The 21,257-nt window shown below is 42.8% G+C and carries 15 protein-coding genes; 6 read left to right on the forward strand and 9 right to left on the reverse strand.

Annotation, left to right across the window (positions count from 1 at the left end):
- Positions 1 to 6 precede the first annotated feature (6 nt).
- The 3 genes from ACFQ1M_RS02715 to ACFQ1M_RS02725 all read left to right on the forward strand — a co-directional run bounded on the left by ACFQ1M_RS02715 (position 7) and on the right by ACFQ1M_RS02725 (position 8,369).
- Positions 7 to 372, forward strand: a complete 366-nt coding sequence (locus ACFQ1M_RS02715) for a retropepsin-like aspartic protease family protein (protein ID WP_386403499.1) — start codon at positions 7 to 9, stop codon at positions 370 to 372.
- Positions 373 to 498: 126 nt separating this feature from the next.
- On the forward strand, positions 499 to 4,293 hold the full coding sequence (locus tag ACFQ1M_RS02720) for a reprolysin-like metallopeptidase (protein ID WP_386403502.1): 3,795 nt from the start codon (positions 499 to 501) through the stop codon (positions 4,291 to 4,293).
- Between the two features lie 224 nt (positions 4,294 to 4,517).
- Entirely contained in the window at positions 4,518 to 8,369 is a 3,852-nt protein-coding gene (locus ACFQ1M_RS02725; protein WP_386403505.1) for a reprolysin-like metallopeptidase, read from the forward strand.
- A gap of 151 nt (positions 8,370 to 8,520) precedes the next feature.
- On the opposite strand, the gene pdeM is transcribed toward ACFQ1M_RS02725, so the two are convergent.
- Genes pdeM through ACFQ1M_RS02745 form a run of 4 tightly spaced genes read right to left on the reverse strand, consistent with a single transcriptional unit; the run spans position 8,521 to position 14,316 of the window.
- Positions 8,521 to 9,177, reverse strand: coding sequence for a ligase-associated DNA damage response endonuclease PdeM (gene pdeM / locus ACFQ1M_RS02730; RefSeq protein WP_386403508.1), 657 nt, complete (start codon positions 9,175 to 9,177; stop codon positions 8,521 to 8,523).
- Positions 9,178 to 9,189: 12 nt separating this feature from the next.
- A complete protein-coding gene (locus ACFQ1M_RS02735; RefSeq protein ID WP_386403511.1) occupies positions 9,190 to 11,664 on the reverse strand; it encodes a ligase-associated DNA damage response DEXH box helicase in 2,475 nt (824 codons plus the stop codon).
- A 58-nt stretch (positions 11,665 to 11,722) separates the two neighbouring features.
- A complete protein-coding gene (locus ACFQ1M_RS02740) occupies positions 11,723 to 13,303 on the reverse strand; it encodes an ATP-dependent DNA ligase (protein WP_386403514.1) in 1,581 nt (526 codons plus the stop codon).
- On the reverse strand, positions 13,300 to 14,316 hold the full coding sequence (locus ACFQ1M_RS02745) for a ligase-associated DNA damage response exonuclease (protein ID WP_386403517.1): 1,017 nt from the start codon (positions 14,314 to 14,316) through the stop codon (positions 13,300 to 13,302). The genes ACFQ1M_RS02740 and ACFQ1M_RS02745 overlap by 4 nt, the downstream gene beginning before the upstream one ends.
- Positions 14,317 to 14,483: 167 nt before the next feature.
- On the opposite strand from ACFQ1M_RS02745, the gene ACFQ1M_RS02750 reads away from it, so the two are divergent.
- A complete protein-coding gene (locus ACFQ1M_RS02750) occupies positions 14,484 to 14,915 on the forward strand; it encodes a TerB family tellurite resistance protein (protein ID WP_386403520.1) in 432 nt (143 codons plus the stop codon).
- 50 nt (positions 14,916 to 14,965) lie between these two features.
- On the opposite strand, the gene ACFQ1M_RS02755 is transcribed toward ACFQ1M_RS02750, so the two are convergent.
- From ACFQ1M_RS02755 to fbp, 5 genes are all read right to left on the reverse strand, one after another.
- Positions 14,966 to 16,492 carry a hybrid sensor histidine kinase/response regulator gene (locus tag ACFQ1M_RS02755; RefSeq protein WP_386403523.1) on the reverse strand — a complete coding sequence of 509 codons (1,527 nt, stop codon included), beginning with the start codon at positions 16,490 to 16,492 and terminating at the stop codon, positions 14,966 to 14,968.
- On the reverse strand, positions 16,489 to 16,986 hold the full coding sequence (locus ACFQ1M_RS02760; RefSeq protein ID WP_386403526.1) for a Rab family GTPase: 498 nt from the start codon (positions 16,984 to 16,986) through the stop codon (positions 16,489 to 16,491). The genes ACFQ1M_RS02755 and ACFQ1M_RS02760 overlap by 4 nt, the downstream gene beginning before the upstream one ends.
- Positions 16,973 to 17,803: a cell envelope biogenesis protein OmpA gene (locus tag ACFQ1M_RS02765; protein ID WP_386403529.1), complete on the reverse strand. Its 831-nt coding sequence runs from the start codon at positions 17,801 to 17,803 to the stop codon at positions 16,973 to 16,975. Before ACFQ1M_RS02765 ends, ACFQ1M_RS02760 begins: the two co-directional genes overlap by 14 nt.
- A 24-nt stretch (positions 17,804 to 17,827) precedes the next feature.
- On the reverse strand, positions 17,828 to 18,184 hold the full coding sequence (locus ACFQ1M_RS02770) for a fructose 1,6-bisphosphatase (protein WP_386403532.1): 357 nt from the start codon (positions 18,182 to 18,184) through the stop codon (positions 17,828 to 17,830).
- A 64-nt stretch (positions 18,185 to 18,248) separates the two neighbouring features.
- Positions 18,249 to 19,256: a class 1 fructose-bisphosphatase gene (fbp, locus tag ACFQ1M_RS02775; RefSeq protein WP_386403534.1), complete on the reverse strand. Its 1,008-nt coding sequence runs from the start codon at positions 19,254 to 19,256 to the stop codon at positions 18,249 to 18,251.
- A gap of 164 nt (positions 19,257 to 19,420) precedes the next feature.
- Here fbp and ACFQ1M_RS02780 point away from each other — a divergent pair, with 164 nt between their 5' ends.
- Positions 19,421 to 19,900 (forward strand): GNAT family N-acetyltransferase, encoded by a 480-nt coding sequence (locus ACFQ1M_RS02780; protein WP_386403541.1) that lies wholly within the window; start codon positions 19,421 to 19,423, stop codon positions 19,898 to 19,900.
- A complete protein-coding gene (locus ACFQ1M_RS02785; protein ID WP_386403544.1) occupies positions 19,901 to 21,166 on the forward strand; it encodes an aspartate kinase in 1,266 nt (421 codons plus the stop codon).
- The last annotated feature ends 91 nt before the right edge of the window (positions 21,167 to 21,257 follow it).

The following is a 21,257-nucleotide window of genomic DNA, read 5'->3' on the forward strand; positions in this document are numbered from 1 at the left end:
TATGAGATGATTGCCGAGATCAATGATATTAAAGGACGATTTATATTGGATACGGGTGCATCAGGCACCTGCGTAGGAATTGGGGCCGCAAAGAAATTTGGTCTTCATTTAAACGCCAAAGATAGCACTATTAAAGCTGCTGGGGCGGGAGGTGTTGGTCTCGAAACGATGATCGCCAAAGGAAACAGCATTCATATCGGCACTTGGAAGCGTAAAAGGTTCGATATCATTCTGTTTGATATGATACATGTAAATACGGCATTGGTGGAGCACAATGCCACACCTGTTGACGGTATCATCGGAGCCGATATTTTGAGGAAGGCAAAGGCCGTCATCGATTATGACAAGAGTTGTCTTTATTTAAAAAGGTGATGACCGATCTGTTTCAAAATATATCTTTCTGCAAAAGCTATGATAGACTATTTAAGTATTCATCCTAATCCTAAAGGTTATTTTTATTCGTATCACTATTAACCAACTTTCTTTAACCGAATCATCATGAAACCATTCTACAGTAGCATCTTCTTATCATTTTTGATGTTCACCCTTTTCTCTTCAGTTAGCGTTGCGCAAAACGGATCATCTTTATGGAAAAAATCTAGCTATGAGATGGCCACGAAAGGGAACTTATCGCTTAGGAAAACCCTGCCCAATAAAGCCATCTACTACGAATTAGATGTCGTTAGATTAAAACAAATACTGCAAAGAGCGCCCAAGCGATCCTATAAAACAGTACTTTCTGGTATTTTGGTTGACTTTCCAAATGTAGCAGGATCGTTAGAAAAATATGAGGTGATGGAGGCTTCGATCATGGAAACTGCCCTCCAAGAAAAGCATCCAGAAATACGGTCCTACGTAGGTCAAAGCATTACAGACCGGTCAACATTAATTCGATTCAGTTTAACTCCTCAGGGTTTACATTTAATGAAACTATTACCTGGAACCAGCGCGGAGTACATCGACCCCTATTCAAAATCAGCAACTACGAATCACTATATCGTCTATGCAAAAAAGGATCTTCCTCAGTTTGATGAAGAATTCATATGCCATGTGATAGACCCGATCATTGCTTCAGAAAAAAGCGCGGCCAATAAAATGCAACGCAATGCAGACGATGGTCGGCTCCGCGATTTCAGACTCGCCATTGCCAGTACTATTGAATACTCTGCCTTTCATGTGAATGCTGCAAACCTACAGAGTGGTACGCTGGCACAGAAGAAAGCAGCCGTGTTGGCTGCCATGAACGTAACCATGACGAGAGTAAATGGTATCTATGAAAGAGATCTGTCGATCACGATGAGTATTATCGCCAATAATGAGGATATTATCTTTATCGACTCTGATAATTTTAATAACAACGATGCCAACGTTCTTATTGGTCAGAGTCAAACAGTGATAGATAATATAATAGGAAATGCCAATTACGATATTGGTCATACGTTCAGCACGGGAGGTGGCGGCTTAGCTACGCTAAATTCTCCTTGTGTTGCTGGCTCAAAGGCAAGAGGTATCACTGGACTCTCATTTCCTGTTGGCGACGTTTTCGATGTTGATTTTGTAGCACATGAAATGGGGCATCAATATGGCGCTCCTCACACCTTTAATGGAAACGAAGCCAATTGTGCTGGCGGCAATAGAACGGCTTCTAATGCTTATGAACCGGGCAGTGGTACTACGATCATGGCCTATGCAGGTATATGTGGCTCGCAGAATGTGCAGTCTAACAGTGATGCCTATTTTCATCAGAAAAGTCTTCAGGTCATTTGGGACAATGTCTCTACTGGCAATAGTACTTGTGGCGATCAGACGGTTACTGGAAATATCGCACCAACCTCCGAGGCAGGTCCCTCTTTTACGATCCCTGCGTTGACCCCTTACAAATTAACCGGGTCCTCAACAGATATGGATGGCACCGGATCACATACCTACACTTGGGAGCAATATGATCTGGGGCCTTCGGGCGTACCCACTGAGACGACTTCGGCCGGACCTTTGGTACGTACGTTTGAAGGCACTTCAGACCCTGTAAGATACATCCCGAGACTACCAGACATTATCTCGAACGGAGGTATTTCAACAACATGGGAAAAACTAGCAGCTGTCTCCAGAGATCTCAACTTTAGACTAACAGTTAGAGATAATGATCCTCGTGGAGGACAAACTGCCGTCGACCAGATGACGGTCACTGTCGATGAAAATTCAGGACCCTTTGCGGTCACTTCCCAAACATCGAACGTCGTATACGATGGCGATTCGGTCCAAACGATCACTTGGGATGTTGCAGGCACCAACGCCGGGGTGGTCAATGCAACTGGCGTGAATATCTTAATGTCCGATGACGGTGGAAATACGTTTCCGTACATACTAGCCTCTGATGTATCTAACGATGGGTCTCATGATGTGGTGATACCCAACATCAACACCACCGAAGCAAGAATTTGGGTGGAAGGCGCCGGAAACATTTTCTTTGCCGTAAACAACAGTGATTTTACGATCAATCAGGTTGCAGCTTTCGAACTGATCTTTTCCAATACCGAGGATATTATCTGTCAACCACAGGATGCAACATATACCTTTACCTATAACACAGTGAATGGCTTTAGCGACACCACCGTTTTTTCTGCCACAGGTATCCCAACGGGTGCAAATGTGAGTTTCAGCCCTCCCTCGGCTTCTTTGAATAATACCACAGTGACAATGACCGTAAGCAATACGGCGGCAGCCGCTTCAGGATCATATCCAATAACGGTACAAGCACAAGCACCCTCGCTAACAAAAACACAAGAATTGAGTCTTGCTGTTCTCAATTCTAATTTTGACATCTTAAACCTCAGCTCGCCAGCTGATGGGGCCATAGATATAGAGACAAGCGCTACTCTTTTATGGGATATGGACCCTCTAGCTACGGGATATGATATAGAAATCGCTACAGACAATAGCTTCAGCACTATTGTAGAAAGTAATTCTACCGTTGGCACCAACTATACGGCATCTTCATTATTAACCGACACACAGTACTTCTGGCGCGTAAGAGCCACCAATCCTTGTGATCAAGGAGCCTTTTCTACACCAAGGAGTTTCACTACGGTGGTGTTTGGCTGTGGTGACTTTGCCGCCATTGACACACCCATAAATATTACAACTGTTGGGAACCAGACCTATACCAGTGTAGCCATTGTATCAGATGTCCCTACAAATTTTAGAATAATCGATGTGAATGTTACCATTGACATTTCTCATACATGGAATGACGACTTGGACATATTTCTCATAGATCCCAATGGCACAAGAGTAGAACTTTCTACCGATAATGGGGAACGCGGAGATGATTATACCAATGTGACCTTTGATAATGAATCGACCAATATTTTACCTACAAATGAAACAAATATTACAGGAACCTTCGCTCCGGAAGGGGATCTATCGGTACTTTATGGCAGCGACTTCATCAATGGAAATTGGGTTTTGGAAGTCACGGATGACACTGCCCAGGACGGGGGAAGCATCAATAGCTTCTCGGTAGAGATATGCGCCGAGGCAGATACGGATAATGATGGAGTCGTAGATAGTCTTGACAATTGTCCTACCGTTGCCAATCCAGGACAAGAAGATGCAAATTCCGACGGTGTTGGTGATGCGTGTGCTACGGCCGTGATTGCTGCAAATATTTATCTGGAAGGAGCCTCGAAGAACTCAACGGATACGCTTATGACCAACGACCTTAGCAGTATTCTACCGACCACCTCTCCTTATTCTGACGGAGCCACGGCGAACGCCACGGTCTTTGCCGTGAGCGGCAACGATGCCATTGTCGATTGGGTCTGGATAGAACTTCGGAGTGCTTCAGACAATAGTGTACTTATCGATGGTAGGTCTGCCTTATTACAGCGAGATGGCGACGTAGTTGATATGGATGGAATCTCAGCCATCACCTTTAACCAGACGGCAGGTGATTATTTTGTGGTCATTGACCATCGAAATCACATTCCTATCATTTCGACGAATACTATCTTTTTAGATACTAGCCCAAAAGATCTCGATCTATCCACCAGTCCTACGACTGTTCTTGGAGGCGCCAATGCCGTTACACTTACAAGTACTGGAAAATACGCCTTGATCGCTGGTGATTATGATGGTAACGGGCAGGCTCAGAACACCGATGTCTCAGGTATGAGACCTCAACTGGGTAACGCCGGATACAATGCTGCTGACCTTGATATGAATGGACAAGTACAACTTACCGATATCAACAATGTCTTAAGACCCAACATTGGTAAAGGACAACAGTTCTAAACTTCTAGAATAATACCTTTTGAACTATAGCTAGGCTTGATACGCCTAGCTTTTTTATGCGATAGTTTCCCACAGAAAATTGACGATTTCGTAATTTTTATTGATGGACAACTACAAGATATGCCATTTTACAACAAAATCTCTATATAATTTTCAGTTTTTGTCCAAAAAAAGTACATTTGGCAAATTCAGAAATTCCCTGGAAAAATTTAGAAGATTAACCTATGAATAGATCACTACACCACTTCGTATGTTTTGCATTGGCCATATTCTTTTCGACTGGTTTTGCACAAAACAGTTATTGGACGCGCGATGTTTCCAATAGACAATACAACACGGTCTCCCTCGATAAATTAAATCAAGGAGAATTTGAAGTGTACCAATTAGACTTTGAAGCCTTCAAACAACAATTATCCGGAACGCCACTTAGAGAAGTTGCAGCAGCATTGGGTGGAGAAAAGATTATGGTCTTTCCAGATGACAAGGGAAATTTAGAGCGTTTCAAAGTGGTGGAGGCACCTATTTTGAACGTTGAGCTTTCCAAAATGTTCCCAGAGATCAAATCCTATCTTGGTTTTAGCTTGGATAATGAAGGTGCGCGTATTCGTTTTACCGTTTCTCCTCAAGGGGTAAAAACTATGACTTCTTATGTAGGAAAACCGATGGTGTTCATGCAGCCAGTGGAAAGAGGCTCTGGCAGCTACCTCGCCTACAATCGCGCAGCGAGGGGAGATAGCGGCAGCTATGCATTTGAATGTCTTACCGAAACAGAAGAACTGCCTATCAAAGAACAAGATGTTACGAGCCTAGTGTCTAGAGATGCGAATGATCAGGTTCTCAGAGAGTTTGTGTTAGGACTTTCTGTCACTGCCGAATATACCCAATTCTGGGATGATGGCGATAACTCTAATGGTGATGCAGTCGCCGATGCCTTGGCGCAGATCAATGCCACCGTCGCAAGAAGCACCGAAATGTTCGAAATAGATTTTGCTGTCACCTTTACACTCGTCACAGGCCCTGCTGGTAACCCTACTGAGTTGATCTATACCAATACTGGAACAGACCCATACTCAAATGACAGTAACTATAATGGAGAACTTCAGGGAGCACTAGATTCGGTTCTAGGAAGTGGCGGATATGATGTTGGACATCTTTTAGGCCTTAGTCCTACGACTCCAGGTAACGGAAATGCCGGTTGTATTGGTTGTGTCTGTAATAATGGTCAAAAGGGAAGTGGATTTTCTACCCACCCTTTCAATGATAATGATGGAGGCCCATACATGGCCGACTTCTTCGATATCGATTATGTTCCTCATGAATTAGGACACCAATTTGGTGCTAACCATACTTGGGCCTTTAACACCGAAGGAACAGGTGTAAATGCAGAACCTGGAAGCGGTACTACTATTATGGGCTACGCTGGTATTACTGGAGGCAATGACGTTCAGGACCACAGCGATCCATACTTTCATTATTTCAGTATATTACAGGTATCCAATCATATTGCAACAAGAACCTGTGACTTGGAATCCGCCATTTCAAATGATCCCCCCGTTGCCAATGCCGGTGCTGACTACATAATTCCACAAGGTACTGCCTTTGTCCTTAAAGGAGCCGCGACGGATGCGAATAGTGGTGACACTTTAACTTATACTTGGGAGCAAATCGACAGTGGACAACAATCGAATACCCAGTTTGGCCCTACAAGAACCTCTGGGGGACTCTTCCGGTCTAGACCCCCTAGTACCAATCCAAATCGTATAATGCCACTAATGAGTAGAGTGCTTGCGGGTCAATTAACAGAATCGAACCCTGTTGAAACCATCGATAATACCTCATGGGAGACCGTAGCAACAGTAACTAGGACCATGAATTTTGCTCTCACTGTAAGAGACCGCTCGGAAGCCAATGGCACGGCCCTTGGGTTAACACCTCAAAACGACTACGATACCATGGCTGTCACAGTGGATGGTGCGTCTGGTCCTTTTGCCGTGACCTCACAATCTTCCAGTGTTACCTACGATGGCAACTCTACGCAAACCGTTACTTGGGATGTTGCAGGCACCAACGCTGGTGCTGTGAATGCAGCAAATGTGAATATCTTGATGTCCGAAGACGGAGGAAATACCTTCACTTATACGTTAGCATCGAATGTTCCGAATGATGGATCGCACGATGTTGTGATGCCAAATATTAATACAACACAAGCAAGAATTTGGATTGAACCAAGCGATAATATTTTCTTTGCTGTTAACAGCAGTGATTTCGCAATCAATGAGATCTCTGCCTTTGGTTGGACCTATGATAATATAGACGATAGTGTATGTCAGCCCGCTGATGCTGTCTACACCTTTACATACAATACTGTTGGAGGGTTTAGCGAAACGACCAACTTCTCTGCTTTAAATGTTCCTTCGGGTGCATCGGCAAGCTTTAGTCCAACCTCCGCTACGGCGGATGGGACCCCTGTAACTGTTACGTTAAGTGGCACAGGAAGCGTTGCCGTAGGAAACTACGCAATCACCATCAGAGGTACATCCACATCCCAGACCGAAGATCAGGTGGTGGACCTTAATGTTTTCAGTACTACCTTTGGAGCATTGACTTTGACAGCGCCAGCCGATGGTGCTATCGACCAAGCTATTGATGCCAACCTCACTTGGAATGCAGATGCCAATGCTCAAACCTATGACGTACAAATCGCCACAGACAGTGGATTTACCAATGTAATCGAGAACACTACTACCGCCAATACATCATATACGGCTACTACGTTGTCAGCAGGAACTCAATATTATTGGAGAGTAAGAGCTACCAATCAGTGTGGCCAAGGAAGCTATTCTGCGGTGAGAAGCTTTACCACCTCAGCATTCGACTGTGGTATCTTCACCGCCACCGATACGCCAATTACTATTAGTACCACTGGCGGAATCACTTATACGAGTGATACAGCAGTTTCTGGGGTTCCTTCTACTTTTGTAGTGACCGATGTCAATGTAAATATCAATATTCCACATACCTATAATGACGACTTGGATATTTTCCTAATTGCTGCAGATGGTACGCGTGTAGAACTTTCTACAGACAATGGAGGAAATAGAGACGGATATATCAATGTCACCTTCGACAACGAATCGACCAATGTCCTACCCGGTGGAAATGGTGACATCACGGGCACCTATGCTCCAGAGGGCGACCTTTCGGTTCTTTATGGACAGCTAGGCGCAATTGTAAATGGCACTTGGACCTTAGAAGTGACTGATGATGCTGGGCAAGATGGAGGTAGTATTGAACTTTTCTCTGTGGAAATATGTGCAGAAGCTGACACCGATGGAGACGGGGTGTTGGACAGTGTTGACAACTGTCCTACCGTTCCAAACCCAGGCCAAGAGGATGCTAACACCAACGGAATTGGTGACGCTTGTGAAACTGCCGTTGTTGCAGTAGATATCTATTTGGAAGGAGCTACTAAAAACTCTGGAGATGCTTTGATGACAGATGACCTTAGAGCGATCTTACCTACAGCGACACCATATACCGATGGTGCTACCTGTAATGCCTCTGTATTTGCCGTAACTGGTAACGATGCCATTGTAGATTGGGTATGGGTTGAACTAAGAAGCGCTTCAGACAACAGCTTGCTGATCGATGCAAAGTCTGCCCTAGTGCAGCGTGATGGTGATGTAGTGGATACCGATGGTGTTTCGCCAGTGACCTTTGATCAGACTGCAGATAATTATTTTGTAGTAGTGAACCATCGCAACCATATCCCAGTGATGTCTGCAACGACCCAATTCTTATATGCGACTTCTACAGATGTGGATTTGGCTTCAGCATCAAGCTCGGTAGTTGGTAATGCCAATGCCTTAATTTTGACTGCTACTGGAAAATATGCCATGTTCTCTGGTGACTATGACGGTAATGGCCAAGCACAGAATACTGACGTATCTGGATTGCGGCCTCTATTGGGAACTGCGGGTTACGACGCTGCAGATCTGGACATGAACGGACAGGTTCAATTGACAGACATCAATAATGTTCTTCGCCCTAATATTGGAAAAGGACAGCAATTCTGATGATACGAATAGAGAAATTGCAAAAAAGAGGCCGAGCATATTGCTCGGCCTCTTTTTTGCTGATATTATCTTTGGAGCGCATATTTTCTAGGGCAGTACAAGAAGAATGGAACAGTCTCGATTGTGAGAGAAAAATCAGAAGCCGTCGCACTCAAGACCTCGAAGAAGGTGTGGCTGAAAAACAAATCACCTCTTTTTTAGTGATGGCGAAAACCTGATCTTCTTTTTTAGGAGCCAAGATATACTTCCCCGTGAAATCTCCAAATGCTGGAAAGATCAATTGATCTTTGGTCTTGAAGAAACAAGGCAATCGCATGCTTTGTTTTCCGCTGCCTTTCAATTTTACTCCGGGATGTATATGGCCGCAAATATTGAAAAGGGTATCATGTGTTTCCGGATGGTGTGTCAACAAGAAATCATCTATAATCCATTCTTCAAGGATTTGAATTCCTAAGGCTTCATATTTATGTTCTGGAATTATATCATGATTTCCTGTTATGAGATACACCTCTGCCTTCAATGTGTCTACCCACGCTTCAAAAAACAACCATTCGCTATTTATATAACTGTGAAACAGATCTCCCAGAAAGCATATTCTCGTCGGCTTAAATAACTTGGTGATATCGTCTATCCGCTGAAAATTGCTGCTGATGACATTATTTGGAATCGCCACTCCATGTTTCCTAAAGTGCGTAGCCTTCCCAAAGTGCACGTCCGCAACGAGCAGCATGTCCTGTGCTTCCCAGAATGCAGCACCGCTTGGATGCAGTATAAACGTTTGATTTGATATTTTTAGGGTCTGGGTCATAAAAATAAAGCGCTAAAGTTTTTCCAATTGCAATCGCATCTTTCTTATACGATCTTCTAATTTTTCTGATGATAATTTTTCTCTAAGCCTATCCGTAATGATCGGAAAGCTTAAAGGTGTAGGTTTCTTACATTGCTTCCATACGATCTCTTGCGTTTCAATTCGTTCCAAGGCCTGCTGCAGACGGCCTTCTTCAAGCTGATGTTCGAATGTTTCGGTAAAGGCTTGCTGATAAAGCAGGTTGTCGGGCTCAAAATCTTTAAAGACATTGAAAAGCAGCTGCGAACTGCTTTGAAGGTGCTTTATTTTCAATCCCTTTTCAGGGTATCCAGTGAATACCAGTCCAGAGATGACAGCGATGTCTCTAAACTTTCTTCTGGCCATTTCGGTAGCATTCAAACTTTGTTGTAGGTCGCTATGCATATAATCTACCGTAAATAGATCATTGTCCAGCACCTGTTGCATGTCTATTTCCTGATCACTCAGTAATTCAAATCCATAATCGTTAAATGCCAATGAAAAGGTGATCGGCGATAACAGACTTATCCGGTATGCAAGAAGACTGGCGAGCGCTTCATGTACAAAACGTCCTTCAAAAGGATAGAATATCGCATGAAAACCTTCGCGAGTCTTAAAGGTCTCGATCAAAAACTGCCGGTTGCTTGGAACAATGCTTTCTATTCGTTGTCGCTCAAAGATATGCGCTATCGATTTTAGCTCTCGAGACCGATTGTTGCTATCAGTAGATTCTTCCCTTCCCGTATACAACTCCTCTCTTAATAACTCACTCATTTGCGAGGTTAGCGTCATTCTCCCTCCCATCCAACTCGGAACTTTGTTTGTTCTTTTCTTAGAGTTACGCACTTGGACCACCATATTCTTTATTCGAATAAGTTCTAAATTTCTTCCTGCGAACGTAAAGACATCCCCTGGAGTAAGCTTAGAGATGAACCACTCTTCTATGGTACCGATATAACCTCCGGTGATGTATTTAACTGAAAGGTTGGCGTCGCTGACAATAGTTCCGATAGAGAGACGATGTCGCATCGCAACTCCTCGGCTATTTACCTTGAATCTTCCATCCTCTTCAATTTCTACTTTTTTGTACTCATCATAGTTCTGAAGGCTTTGGCTGCCGATGGTAATATGATTTAGTATCCATCGCCACTGACCTTCGGTAATCGCCTGATAACAAAATGTGCTTTTCACCTCTGGAAAGATCTCTTTGGGATAAAAACCTTCCGAAACAGCAAGTGTGGTCAAATATTGAACCAGCACATCAAAGCTGTTCAGATACGGAATACGATCCTCTACCGTATTTTTCTTGACCGCTCGCTGCAATGCAGAAGCCTCGACCAATTCTATCGCATGCGTTGGTAAAAAATAGATAACGCTATCCTTTCCAGGTTGATGGCCACTACGCCCAGCTCTTTGTAAAAAGCGTGCCACTCCTTTTGGGCCACCAATCTGCACAATGGTCTCAACTGGAGCGAAGTCTACCCCAAGATCCAAGCTAGATGTGCATACGACCGCCTTCAGACTTTCGTTACGGATCGCCTCCTCTACCCAAAGTCGGGTTTCTTTATTGATGCTTCCATGATGCATCGCGATCTCGCCAGCAAATTCGGGATATTTTGCAAGTATTGCCTGGAACCATATCTCGCATTGCGCTCTGGTATTCGTAAAAAGCAAGGTGGTCCTACTATTCTTTATTATGGGAATTACTTCATCCAACAAGTGCAATCCCAAGTGACCGCGCCATGGAAAGGTTTCCATCTCCTTTGGAATGATCGATCGTACGCGGATCTTCTTTTTGATATTGGCCTTGATCATCACCGAATTTTCTAGCGCCCTCGAACTTGGTCCCAACAGCACCTCTCTAGCCTGTTGTAGATTTCCTATCGTTGCAGAGATTCCCCAAACACGGAGCTTTGGCGCCACCGTTCTAAGTCTGGAAAGGGCCAACTCTGTTTGCACACCTCGTTTACTGCCCAAAAGTTCGTGCCATTCGTCGATGACAATTGCTGTGCAATCTTTAAAGGTCCTAGGGTAATTCTTTGATGCTAGGAGCAAGTGTAAACTCTCGGGTGTGGTAATCAACAGATCGGGCATTTTCCGCTTTTGTGCAGCGCGTTCTTTCTGTGAGGTATCGCCTGTACGAATCCCTACCTCCCACGACAGCCCAATATCATCTACAAAGCGCTGAGCTGCTTGCCTGATCTCTACCGAAAGTGCCCGTAATGGTGTGATCCATATGGCTTTGAGACCACTTTTATCTTTTGATCGGTAATCGGGATTATTTTTGATGTGATCCAATACAATTGCTATCCACAGCGCATAGGTCTTTCCGCTTCCCGTAGGCGCATTGAGCAAACCATGAGACCCTTTTAAAAAAGCTTCCCAGGTCTGCTTTTGAAAAGGAAACGGTTTCCAGCCTTGTTGTTGGAACCATTGTGTTGCTATGTCGAATAACTGTTTCTTGTTCATTAAGGTGGAATAAAGTTGTCTTAGTTCCTTTCCCTGGCCCAAGGAAGGAGCTTATACCTTATTTTATCATACTCTTCAAATCCTCTAAAGTATTTGCCTCTTCGATCTTCTTATCCTTTCTCCATCTCAAAATTCGTGGGAAACGTGTAGCCACTCCACTCTTGTGCCTAGTTGATGGTGCGATTCCCTCGAAAGCGATCTCAAATACGAGTTGTGGCGTTACCTGTCTCACCGGTCCAAAACGATCGGTAGTATTGGCCTTGATAAACTTGTCCACCTCTCTAAATTCGGCATCTGTTAAACCTGAGTATGCCTTTGCGAACGTGACCAACTCTCCATCATTCCAAAGTGCAAAAGTATAATCTGTAAATAGATTAGAACGTCTTCCATGACCTCTCATCGCATAGGTTAGCACCGCATCGATGGTCAAAGGGTCCACCTTCCATTTCCACCAGTCACCTTTCTTTCTTCCAACGAGGTAAGGAGAATCTGTTCGCTTTAACATGAGTCCTTCGCTCTTTTTTTCGCGCGAACGAGCTCTTTCCTCAGCAACCGCATCCCAAGAGTCAAAGCGCATCGTATCGGAAAGATAAAATGCTGGATGCGTGGTGCTCTTATACAATGTTTCTAATAATGCCCTTCGTTTCGAAAAGGGGCGATCTCTGATATCATTGCCTTTCCACTCCAGCAGGTCATAGGCTTTAAGTATCACGGGGATTCTTTGGAGTAGCTTCTTTGACACGGTCTTACGTCCGATTCTGGTCTGGAGATCATTAAAGGTCCCTATTTCATTATCCGGAAATGGCAGTAGCTCTCCGTCTAGAACGGTCCCGTTAGGAATGACCTCAGGAAAATTCTGGAACTCTGGATATTTATCCGTTACCAATTCTTCTCCTCTACTCCAGACAAATACTTCATTATTTCTAACGATCACTTGCGCTCGTATACCGTCCCATTTATGTTCTGCACTCCAGGCTTCAACATCGCCCAAGTCGGTAATTTCTCCTTCTATAGCATACGCTAGATAAAAAGGATATGGTTTACTTAGATAATCCGCTTCGTTTTCCTCAAGGATCAATTGTTCGAAGGAAGTGGTTGCAGGAGTCCAATTACCCATCAACCGATACGCTAAAATATCTTGGTCGATACCCGTTGCATAAGAAAGTGCTCTGGTCATCAATTTTTGGCTCACACCAATTCTGAAGCCACCGGTGATGACCTTGTTAAATACAAACCGTTCATAATAATTGAGTCGTTTCCAATTCTCTTGCAGATACACCTTCTTCTCTTCTTCTGAACGATCTTTGAGTTGACTGATCTCTTCGATATAAGCTGTAAGACTCTTATCGACCTCTTCCTTGGTCCCTGGCACAACGAGAGCGATGGTTTCTGCCAGATCGCCAACAATATGATAGCTTTCCTCAAAAAGCCACGAAGGAATGTTAGCCGCCTCCGAGGCCCATTCTCTCAACAAAGTGGTATTCACTGGTCTTTTTGGTCTTCTGTGTGACAACAGTGCGATTGCCCAGAGTTTATCCTCCTCATCGGCACTTTTGAAATATGCTGCCAAGGCCTCAACTTTAAGGTTGGTCTTATTGGTACTATCTAATTTTCTTATGAGTTCAGCAAAAACCTTCATGTGATCGTTGATTCCTCGTTTTTATCTAAGCTTTCTCCTTCATATTGGGTGTTCTCAGTTCGGGCATCGTACCCTAATTCTCCAAGGTAGCGGGAAAAAATATCTGTATAGCCGTGTGTGGCGATCACCCTTTCACATCCCGAGGTCTTCACTGTGTCTATAAGCCCTTGCCAATCTGCATGGTCCGAAAGAACAAAACCCTTATCGATGGCTCTTCTTCTGCGAGCCCCTCTAAAGGCCATCCACCCGCTTGCTGTGGCCGTGACAAATGGGGTAAATTTGCGTAACCATACCGAGCCATGGGCGCTTGGAGGTGCTACAATAATATTTCCCAAGATCTCTTTCTTATCGGTTTCTCTAGTGATCAAGGTGGTCGTTGGAAGCGTAAGTTGTGGCCTAAGAACCTCGGTCATGTTTTCAACTGCACCATGGGTATATATCTTTCCGATAGAGGTGTCCAAGTGCGCTAGTACACGTTGTGCCTTTCCAAGCGAATATGCAAATATTACTGAGGTCTTCCCTTCGGCTTTGTTTACCGTCCACCATTCATTGATATCCTTAAAGACAGCTGCTTGCGATTGCCATTTAAATGCTGGCAGTCCAAAGGTACATTCGGTGATCAGGGTATTGCATTTTACAAGTTCAAAGGGCGTGGAGATACCATCATTTTGAATCTTGTAATCTCCAGTGAACACCCACACCTCGCCTTTATGTTCTACTCTGATCTGAGAGCTCCCTGGGATATGTCCTGCCGGATGCAAGCTAAATTTAACGTTATTGACATGAAATGATTCTGAATAGTCCACAGCGGACGTATTGATCTTTCCCAATCGATGCTTTATGATGGGGATATTGCCTTGATAGGTGATATACTTTTTATGGCCCCATCGAGAATGGTCCGCATGACCATGGGAGATGATCGCCTTTTCAACTGGTCGCCACGGGTCTAGGTATATGTTTGCTGGAGGACAGAAAATTCCTTTATCTGTGAATTGTAGGAGTGAATCGGACAACTTTTTCTTTTCGTGTTAAGTTACGGAATGTTTGCTTATTAGAAAACCCAAAAGGTGGGAGCCCTATGCATCTGGCGAAAAGAAAAAATAACCTCCTTAAAAAGAGTTCATTTTTGATTTTAAATCGTTTATGGAATGGTTATATTTGCGCTGCTAAAATTGATTGTATGACAATTGCAGATTTATTTGACAGTGGATTTCGTAAGAGAAATCAAGACCATTTTGCAGCGATCGTTCGTATCGCAATGAGTAATGGAATCATCAGTGATGAAGAAAAGGCGTTCTTAGACCGTTTGGCTACTAACTTGGATATCTCGGAAGATGATTATGAGCGAATTTTAGAGAGTTATATGTCTCATCCTATCAACCCTCCAATCACCTATGACCGGCGTTTAGAGCGTCTATTCGATCATACAAGAATGGTCTGGGCGGACAATCAAATAAGTGAAAAGCAAGATGTTTTATTAGAAAAATTGGCCATCGGTCTTGGTTTCACCCCAGCTAATGCCAAATATGTTATCAATAAGGCTCTTGATCTTGTAGAAGAGGACGTCGATCTCGACACCTTTAAAGAAGAGATAAAGAATATGAACAGATAATATTCTTATACCATATTTCAACGAAAGCCCAACGATATAAAGTTGGGCTTTTATTTTGGCAGATATTTATACATGGTATTGAGCAAGGATTCTTCATCAAAGGGTTTTCTCACTACATCATCGATACCAGATTTTTTATACACTTTAAGATCATCGGGTTTATGATGAGCGGTCAAGGCCAATATGGGTACGTTTCGTGTATTGTTAAAACCCATGGCCCTTATTTGTCTTGATACCTCGTCGCCCTGTGTGCCTGGAATCTTTATATCCATTAATATTAGATCGTACTCTTCATGTTTTAAGGTCTCGATGACGTCTTGGCCATGACTTAGAATGTCCAAATAAAAAGCGCCGGTCTTTGCCAATATCTTCAATACGATCATCTGTGTTAACTCTATATCCTCTACCAACAAAACTTTGAACTTTTTCTTATTGGCAGGTTTCCGGTATTTAGCTTTTTTGCTTTCACTTTTAGGCTTTTCCAGTTCTTGATCAAATGGGAATTTTAGAACTAGGTTGAAGCTAAAGGTCGTTCCTTTGTTTTCTTCGCTCTCTACCTTTATTTCGCTTTGCACCATATGCAATAGCTCCTTCACGATGGTCAATCCAAGACCTGTACCTTTGTATTTGTTACTGTCATGGGCTTGAGTGAAGCTTTCAAAAACATCTTCCAATTTATCTTTAGGGATTCCCACACCAGTATCGATGATCTCGAAATGCAAATGCGTGCGATTCCCTCTAGCAAAATTCTGTTGTACTTTCAGCGTGATACTTCCCTCATGTGTGAATTTCATTGCGTTTTCTAGCAAATTGACAAGAACTTGCTTAAATCGATGCTTATCTCCTTCAACATACCTCGGAATCTTTTCATCGATCTTGCAATGGAATTCAAGTTGCCGCTGCCTGCATTTGGCCGAATAGATAAATTTTATTAGTTCTAGCTCTTCATGAATATCAAAAACATCGATCTCCAGTGAAAGTTTTCCAGCTTCTATTTTTGAAAGGTCTAAAATATCCTCCAATATCTTCCTTAGGTCATCGGTCGCAGATTGGATGACGTTCACATAGTCTTGCTGATCGAGATCGAGATCGGTCTTTTCCAACATCTGGCAAAAGGTAAGCACGCTTGTTAGTGGATTGCGGATCTCGTGACTGAAGTTGGCGATGAATTTATTCTTGAACTCTTCCTTTTCCTTTAGGTATTGATTTTGAAGATCAAGTATCTGGGAAGTGATCACAGACTCATTTCTAGATTGTGCTACGTTTTGGTATTCCTTGTAATGGTCTGTAAAATCGTGTATGACCAGTAGACTCTCTTCCTTATTCACGCTCAGGTCAATGTCACAGACGAATTCGTCCTCTTTACCAAGATGAATACATTTAAAACTATGATTATCTGGTGCAGCCTTTAAAAGCTGTATCATGCTTTCGAAAAAGGGGTGAATCTTGGTGATGGTTTCATTCGCCCCTATCTTCACAAGGGCTCCCAACGACTCTTTTACCGTTCCGTCATTATTCAAAATAATGAATTGAGAACGTGTTTGAAAAAAATTTCCTTTATAGTCGGTGAGGTTCATCGATCTAAAAATTCTTTGGCCAGTTGTACGAAAAGTTCTTCGACCTTGTCACCAGACTTGGCACTGGTAAAATAATCGGGGCGAACACCATAACTATCCATATGCGCTTTGATGTATTTTTTAGTGACCAGATCAGATTTGTTGGCAGCCACCTTGACCGGAACATCTGAGAACTTGTCTTTAAGATAATCCAGTGATTCTTTGAGGTCTTTATAGGTAGCTGGTCTCGTTATGTCAAAAACATAAATAATTCCGTGAGTGCCGAGCAAATAGGATTGTCGGGTCTTTTTTATATCATCGTACCCTTCCAGGTCCCAAATGATGAGGTTCACGTCTTTGCCGTCCTCTATGAATTTTACTTCCTTTTTAAGAATATGTACCCCGATGGTCACCTTGTAGCTATCGGTAAATGTATCTTCTACAAATCGTCTTATCAAAGAGGACTTGCCAACACCGAAGTGCCCTAACAAAACGATTTTCTTAGAGATTTTCATTTTTGAAATAATATGATAGTTCTTTTGCTATGCTCTGTTGATCTAAATTTTCATGATGGATCATCAGCCCCATAAAATTTTCATAAAAATCAAATATAACGTTTTGAAGTTTATCCTTGAAGGCAGTGTTGTAATTTCCAGAAATGACAATAGCGATATAATGGCTTAAAAAACTTTGAATATGAATATTATAGAACTCGTATTGGATGAGCTCCAAGTTCTGTCCTCTTTGTTGAAAGGCGTCCTCAACGAAACTTTTGATCGCGGTTAGCATACCAGACATCATATCTTGGTCGATGGTCTGTGCCCTGCTATAGTTACCGATCAAGATCCCAGAATTCTTTTCTATGATCATTACCTGTAATACCTCGGGAGGAGCAGCCATCTCAGATAGCAACAGGTCTTCTTCCTTAACACCACTGAACCATGCCTTGAAGCGTCTTTTCCATCCTCTGGCGCTGAAACTGGCGTTTACTTCCCTTCCGATGCGCTCGGAGAGTATTTTCATTTCTTGGGCGATGTATTTTTTTATCATCTTACCCATGATGGGATACAACACCTCCACCACCTGATCTTTGGACTCTTCGATCTGTGTCTGTAAGGCCTTGGTGATCGTTGGGCCCAATGTATCGGGAATCTCTCTAGTAAATTGCCTCAACCGATCCTCAACGATGGGATCGACCTTCTCAGAAAGTTTATAGCGCTCGTTAATGGTCTGCTCTAAAACCGCGATACGCTCTTTAATATTATCGGCATACTCCTTTTCGTCTGTAAGAAGTATGTCCCTTAATATCGATAGCTTATCGGTTTCATCCATGTATTTAGGAGCAAAGGGTGGTTTTTATTTACGAATATTTTCACCGAGCTTTATGAGCAGGTCTCCCAATAATGCACGATCGACCTTTTTGTCCTGCAATTCGTCGGTTCTTTCTTGCAAGGAATTTTCCAATTCTGTGATCCTAATATTAAGGTCTGTGCTTAGATTGTCTATATTTTGGAAAAGCTCTGCTCTAACATCGTTGATGATGGCATTAAGCTCTTCTTTCTTTTCCTGAATATCTTGCTTTATCTTATCGAACTCAGTATTATATTCTTGGATATTCTCTCCAAAAATGAGGTTCTTTATGGCCTCGATCTTAGAAGAAGGGTCTATGGTCGCATTGCTTGGTTGTGCCTCACCCTCTTTTTGTTTGCTCATGATTGGTCTAGTTATTTCATATACTAACAAATATAGGAAAAATAGAAATGTTAAAAAATGAGGCTTAGCTATAGATCTTCATAAATTCTTCGGCCTTTTCTACCATCTTTCGACTCCCACAGAAAAAAGGTACTCGCTGATGTAATTCGGAAGGTTGAATGTCCAAGATGGCCTTAAAACCATTGCTGGCTTTTCCTCCTGCCTGCTCAGCGAGGTACGCCATAGGATTACACTCATACAGCAAGCGTAACTTTCCCTCTGAAGCCTTACTACTTTTTGGATAAAGGTAAATACCTCCTTTGATCATATTTCTATGAAAGTCAGACACCAAAGAGCCTATGTATCTCGAAGTATAGGGACGATCCTCTTCCTCCATTTGGCAATATTTGATATAGTCTTTCACACCTTGCGGAAAGTGGGAGTAGTTTCCCTCATTTACAGAATAGATCTGACCGGTCTCAGGAAATTGCATATTGGGATGCGAAAGATAAAATGTGCCAATGGCAGGATTTAGGGTAAATCCGTTGACGCCATGTCCAGTAGTATACACCAGCATGGTCGATGTGCCATAGATCACGTACCCGGCCGCGACCTGATTACGTCCTGGCTGAAGAAAATCTTCGAGGGTCACGGGGCTGCCGATAGGAGTGACTCTCCTATAAATAGAAAAGATCGTCCCCACGGATACATTCACATCGATATTGGAAGAACCGTCCAAAGGATCGATCAAGACCACATATTTGTTCTGATGCTGTTCGTCATGACTGTTCACCTCGATGAAATCGTCCTCTTCCTCTGAGGCGATACCACAAACGATCTCTCTATTTTTCAAGGTTTGAATGAACTTTTCGTTGGCCAGCACGTCTAGCTTTTGCTGATCTTCGCCTTGTACATTGGTGTCGCCCACCGCTCCCAAAATATCGACCAAACCTGCCTTATTCACTTCGTGATTGACGACCTTTGCTGCTAACCGGATCGCATTGATCAGTTTAGAGAGTTCGCCTGAAGAGTATTTGAATTCGGATTGATTTTCAATGATAAATTCACCAAGGGTCTGGTTTTTTCTCGCCATTGTAGAGCAGGTTGTAATTTAGATCACAAATATCGATATTTTTGATTAACTACAACGTTTTCGATATAAATGAATATATAATTTTTATAACTTTTTGTTATATTTATAACGTTGTATCATTTGTATATAATTAGCGTTTACATTTGTATTGTTAATTTGAACTCATGCAATATTCAATAAGAACGGCCACTAAAGATGACATGCCTGCGGTTTTATCATTGATCAAGGAACTGGCTTCTTTTGAGAACGAACCACATGCTGTTGATATCACCGTTGATGAACTGAAGCGAGATGGCTTTGGAACTAAAAAACACTTTCATTGCTTCGTTGCAGAGCATCAAGATGAAATTGTGGGTATGGCATTACTCTATCCAAGATATTCTACCTGGAAAGGGCCTACCATACACCTTGAGGACCTGATAGTCAAAGAGCGCATGCGTGGTACAGGTATAGGAAGTGCATTATTTGCCGAAGTGATCAAGTACGGCCACGAGCAGGGTGTCCGAAGGATAGAATGGGTAGTTTTGGATTGGAACGAACCGGCCATTAAATTTTACGAGAATAATGGCGCCCAAGTGTTGCGCGATTGGGACACTGTTCAAATGAACGAAGAAGGAATAGAGAATTATATAGCCAATTTATAAATGAGAATTTTCAAGTTTGGAGGAGCTTCGGTAAAAGATGCTGAAGGTGTAAGAAATGTTGCCAATGTATTGCAACAAGTAGGGCATAAGAACACACTAGTTGTTGTATCGGCCATGGGAAAGACCACCAATGCGATGGAATTGGTTGTGAAGCACTATTTCGAAGACAAGGCCGCTTTGCAATCTTCGATCCAAGAGCGAATAGATTATCATCACGCTATTCTGATGGAACTATTTGCAAGCGATGGCGATGACCCAAAACAACATCCCATCTTTAAGAAGGTCAAGGCGCTCTTTGAAGAACTCAAAGGCTTTTTGGCATGGAACAAGTCCCCGAAATATAACTTTGTTTACGATCAAGTAGTCAGTTATGGAGAACTGATCAGCACCACCATTATTAGCGCGTATCTCAATGAAATAGGCATTGAGAACCAATGGTTGGATGTTCGCAATTTTATCAAGACCGACAGCAATTACCGCGACGCCAATGTGCATTGGGATAAAACGCAAGAGCTTATCACCAAAAACATTGATCAACAAACATTGAATATTACCCAAGGATTTCTTGGAAGTGATGAAAACAATTTCACTACCACGCTGGGAAGAGAAGGTTCGGATTATACAGCCGCCATCTTTGGCTATTGTCTAAATGCTAATTCGGTAACGATCTGGAAAGACGTACCTGGGGTACTCAATGCAGATCCTCGCTACTTTGAAAATGCCCAACTGCTCGACCAAGTTTCCTATCGCGAGGCTATTGAGCTCGCTTTTTATGGCGCCTCCGTCATTCATCCAAAAACTTTACAACCATTGCAGCGTAAAGAGATCCCCCTATACGTAAAATCCTTTTTACACCCAAAACAAAACGGTACTGCTGTAAGCAAAGGAACTGGAATTCAGCCAACGGTTCCCTGTTTTATCGTAAAAAAGGATCAGGTATTGATCCGTCTATCTTCCTTGGATTTTTCATTTATCGTTGAAGATAATATCAGTGACGTTTTCAAACTGTTGGCCGATCATCGTATGAAGGTCGATCTTATACAGAACTCGGCCATCAGTTTTTCGGTCTGTGTAGACAACAAATTCAATCGATTGGAGGACCTTCTCAGTATCCTGAAATCCAAGTTCAAGGTAAACTGTATAGAGGGTGTTTCACTTTACACCATCAGGCATTTTGATGAAAAGGCCATTTCCTCCCTGCAAAATGGAAGACAGGTGCTTTTAGAGCAACGAACTCAAGAAACAGTTCAACTCGTTGTAAAATAATAGGATAGGGTGGTCTTACAAGATGCAAGCCTTTGAGGTTTAGAACAAATCCCGCTTTCAACCCATTTGTTTTTCTATATTTGTGGTTAGC

The sequence above is a fragment of the Sungkyunkwania multivorans genome (assembly GCF_042675645.1).
Lineage (GTDB): Bacteria > Bacteroidota > Bacteroidia > Flavobacteriales > Flavobacteriaceae > Sungkyunkwania > Sungkyunkwania multivorans.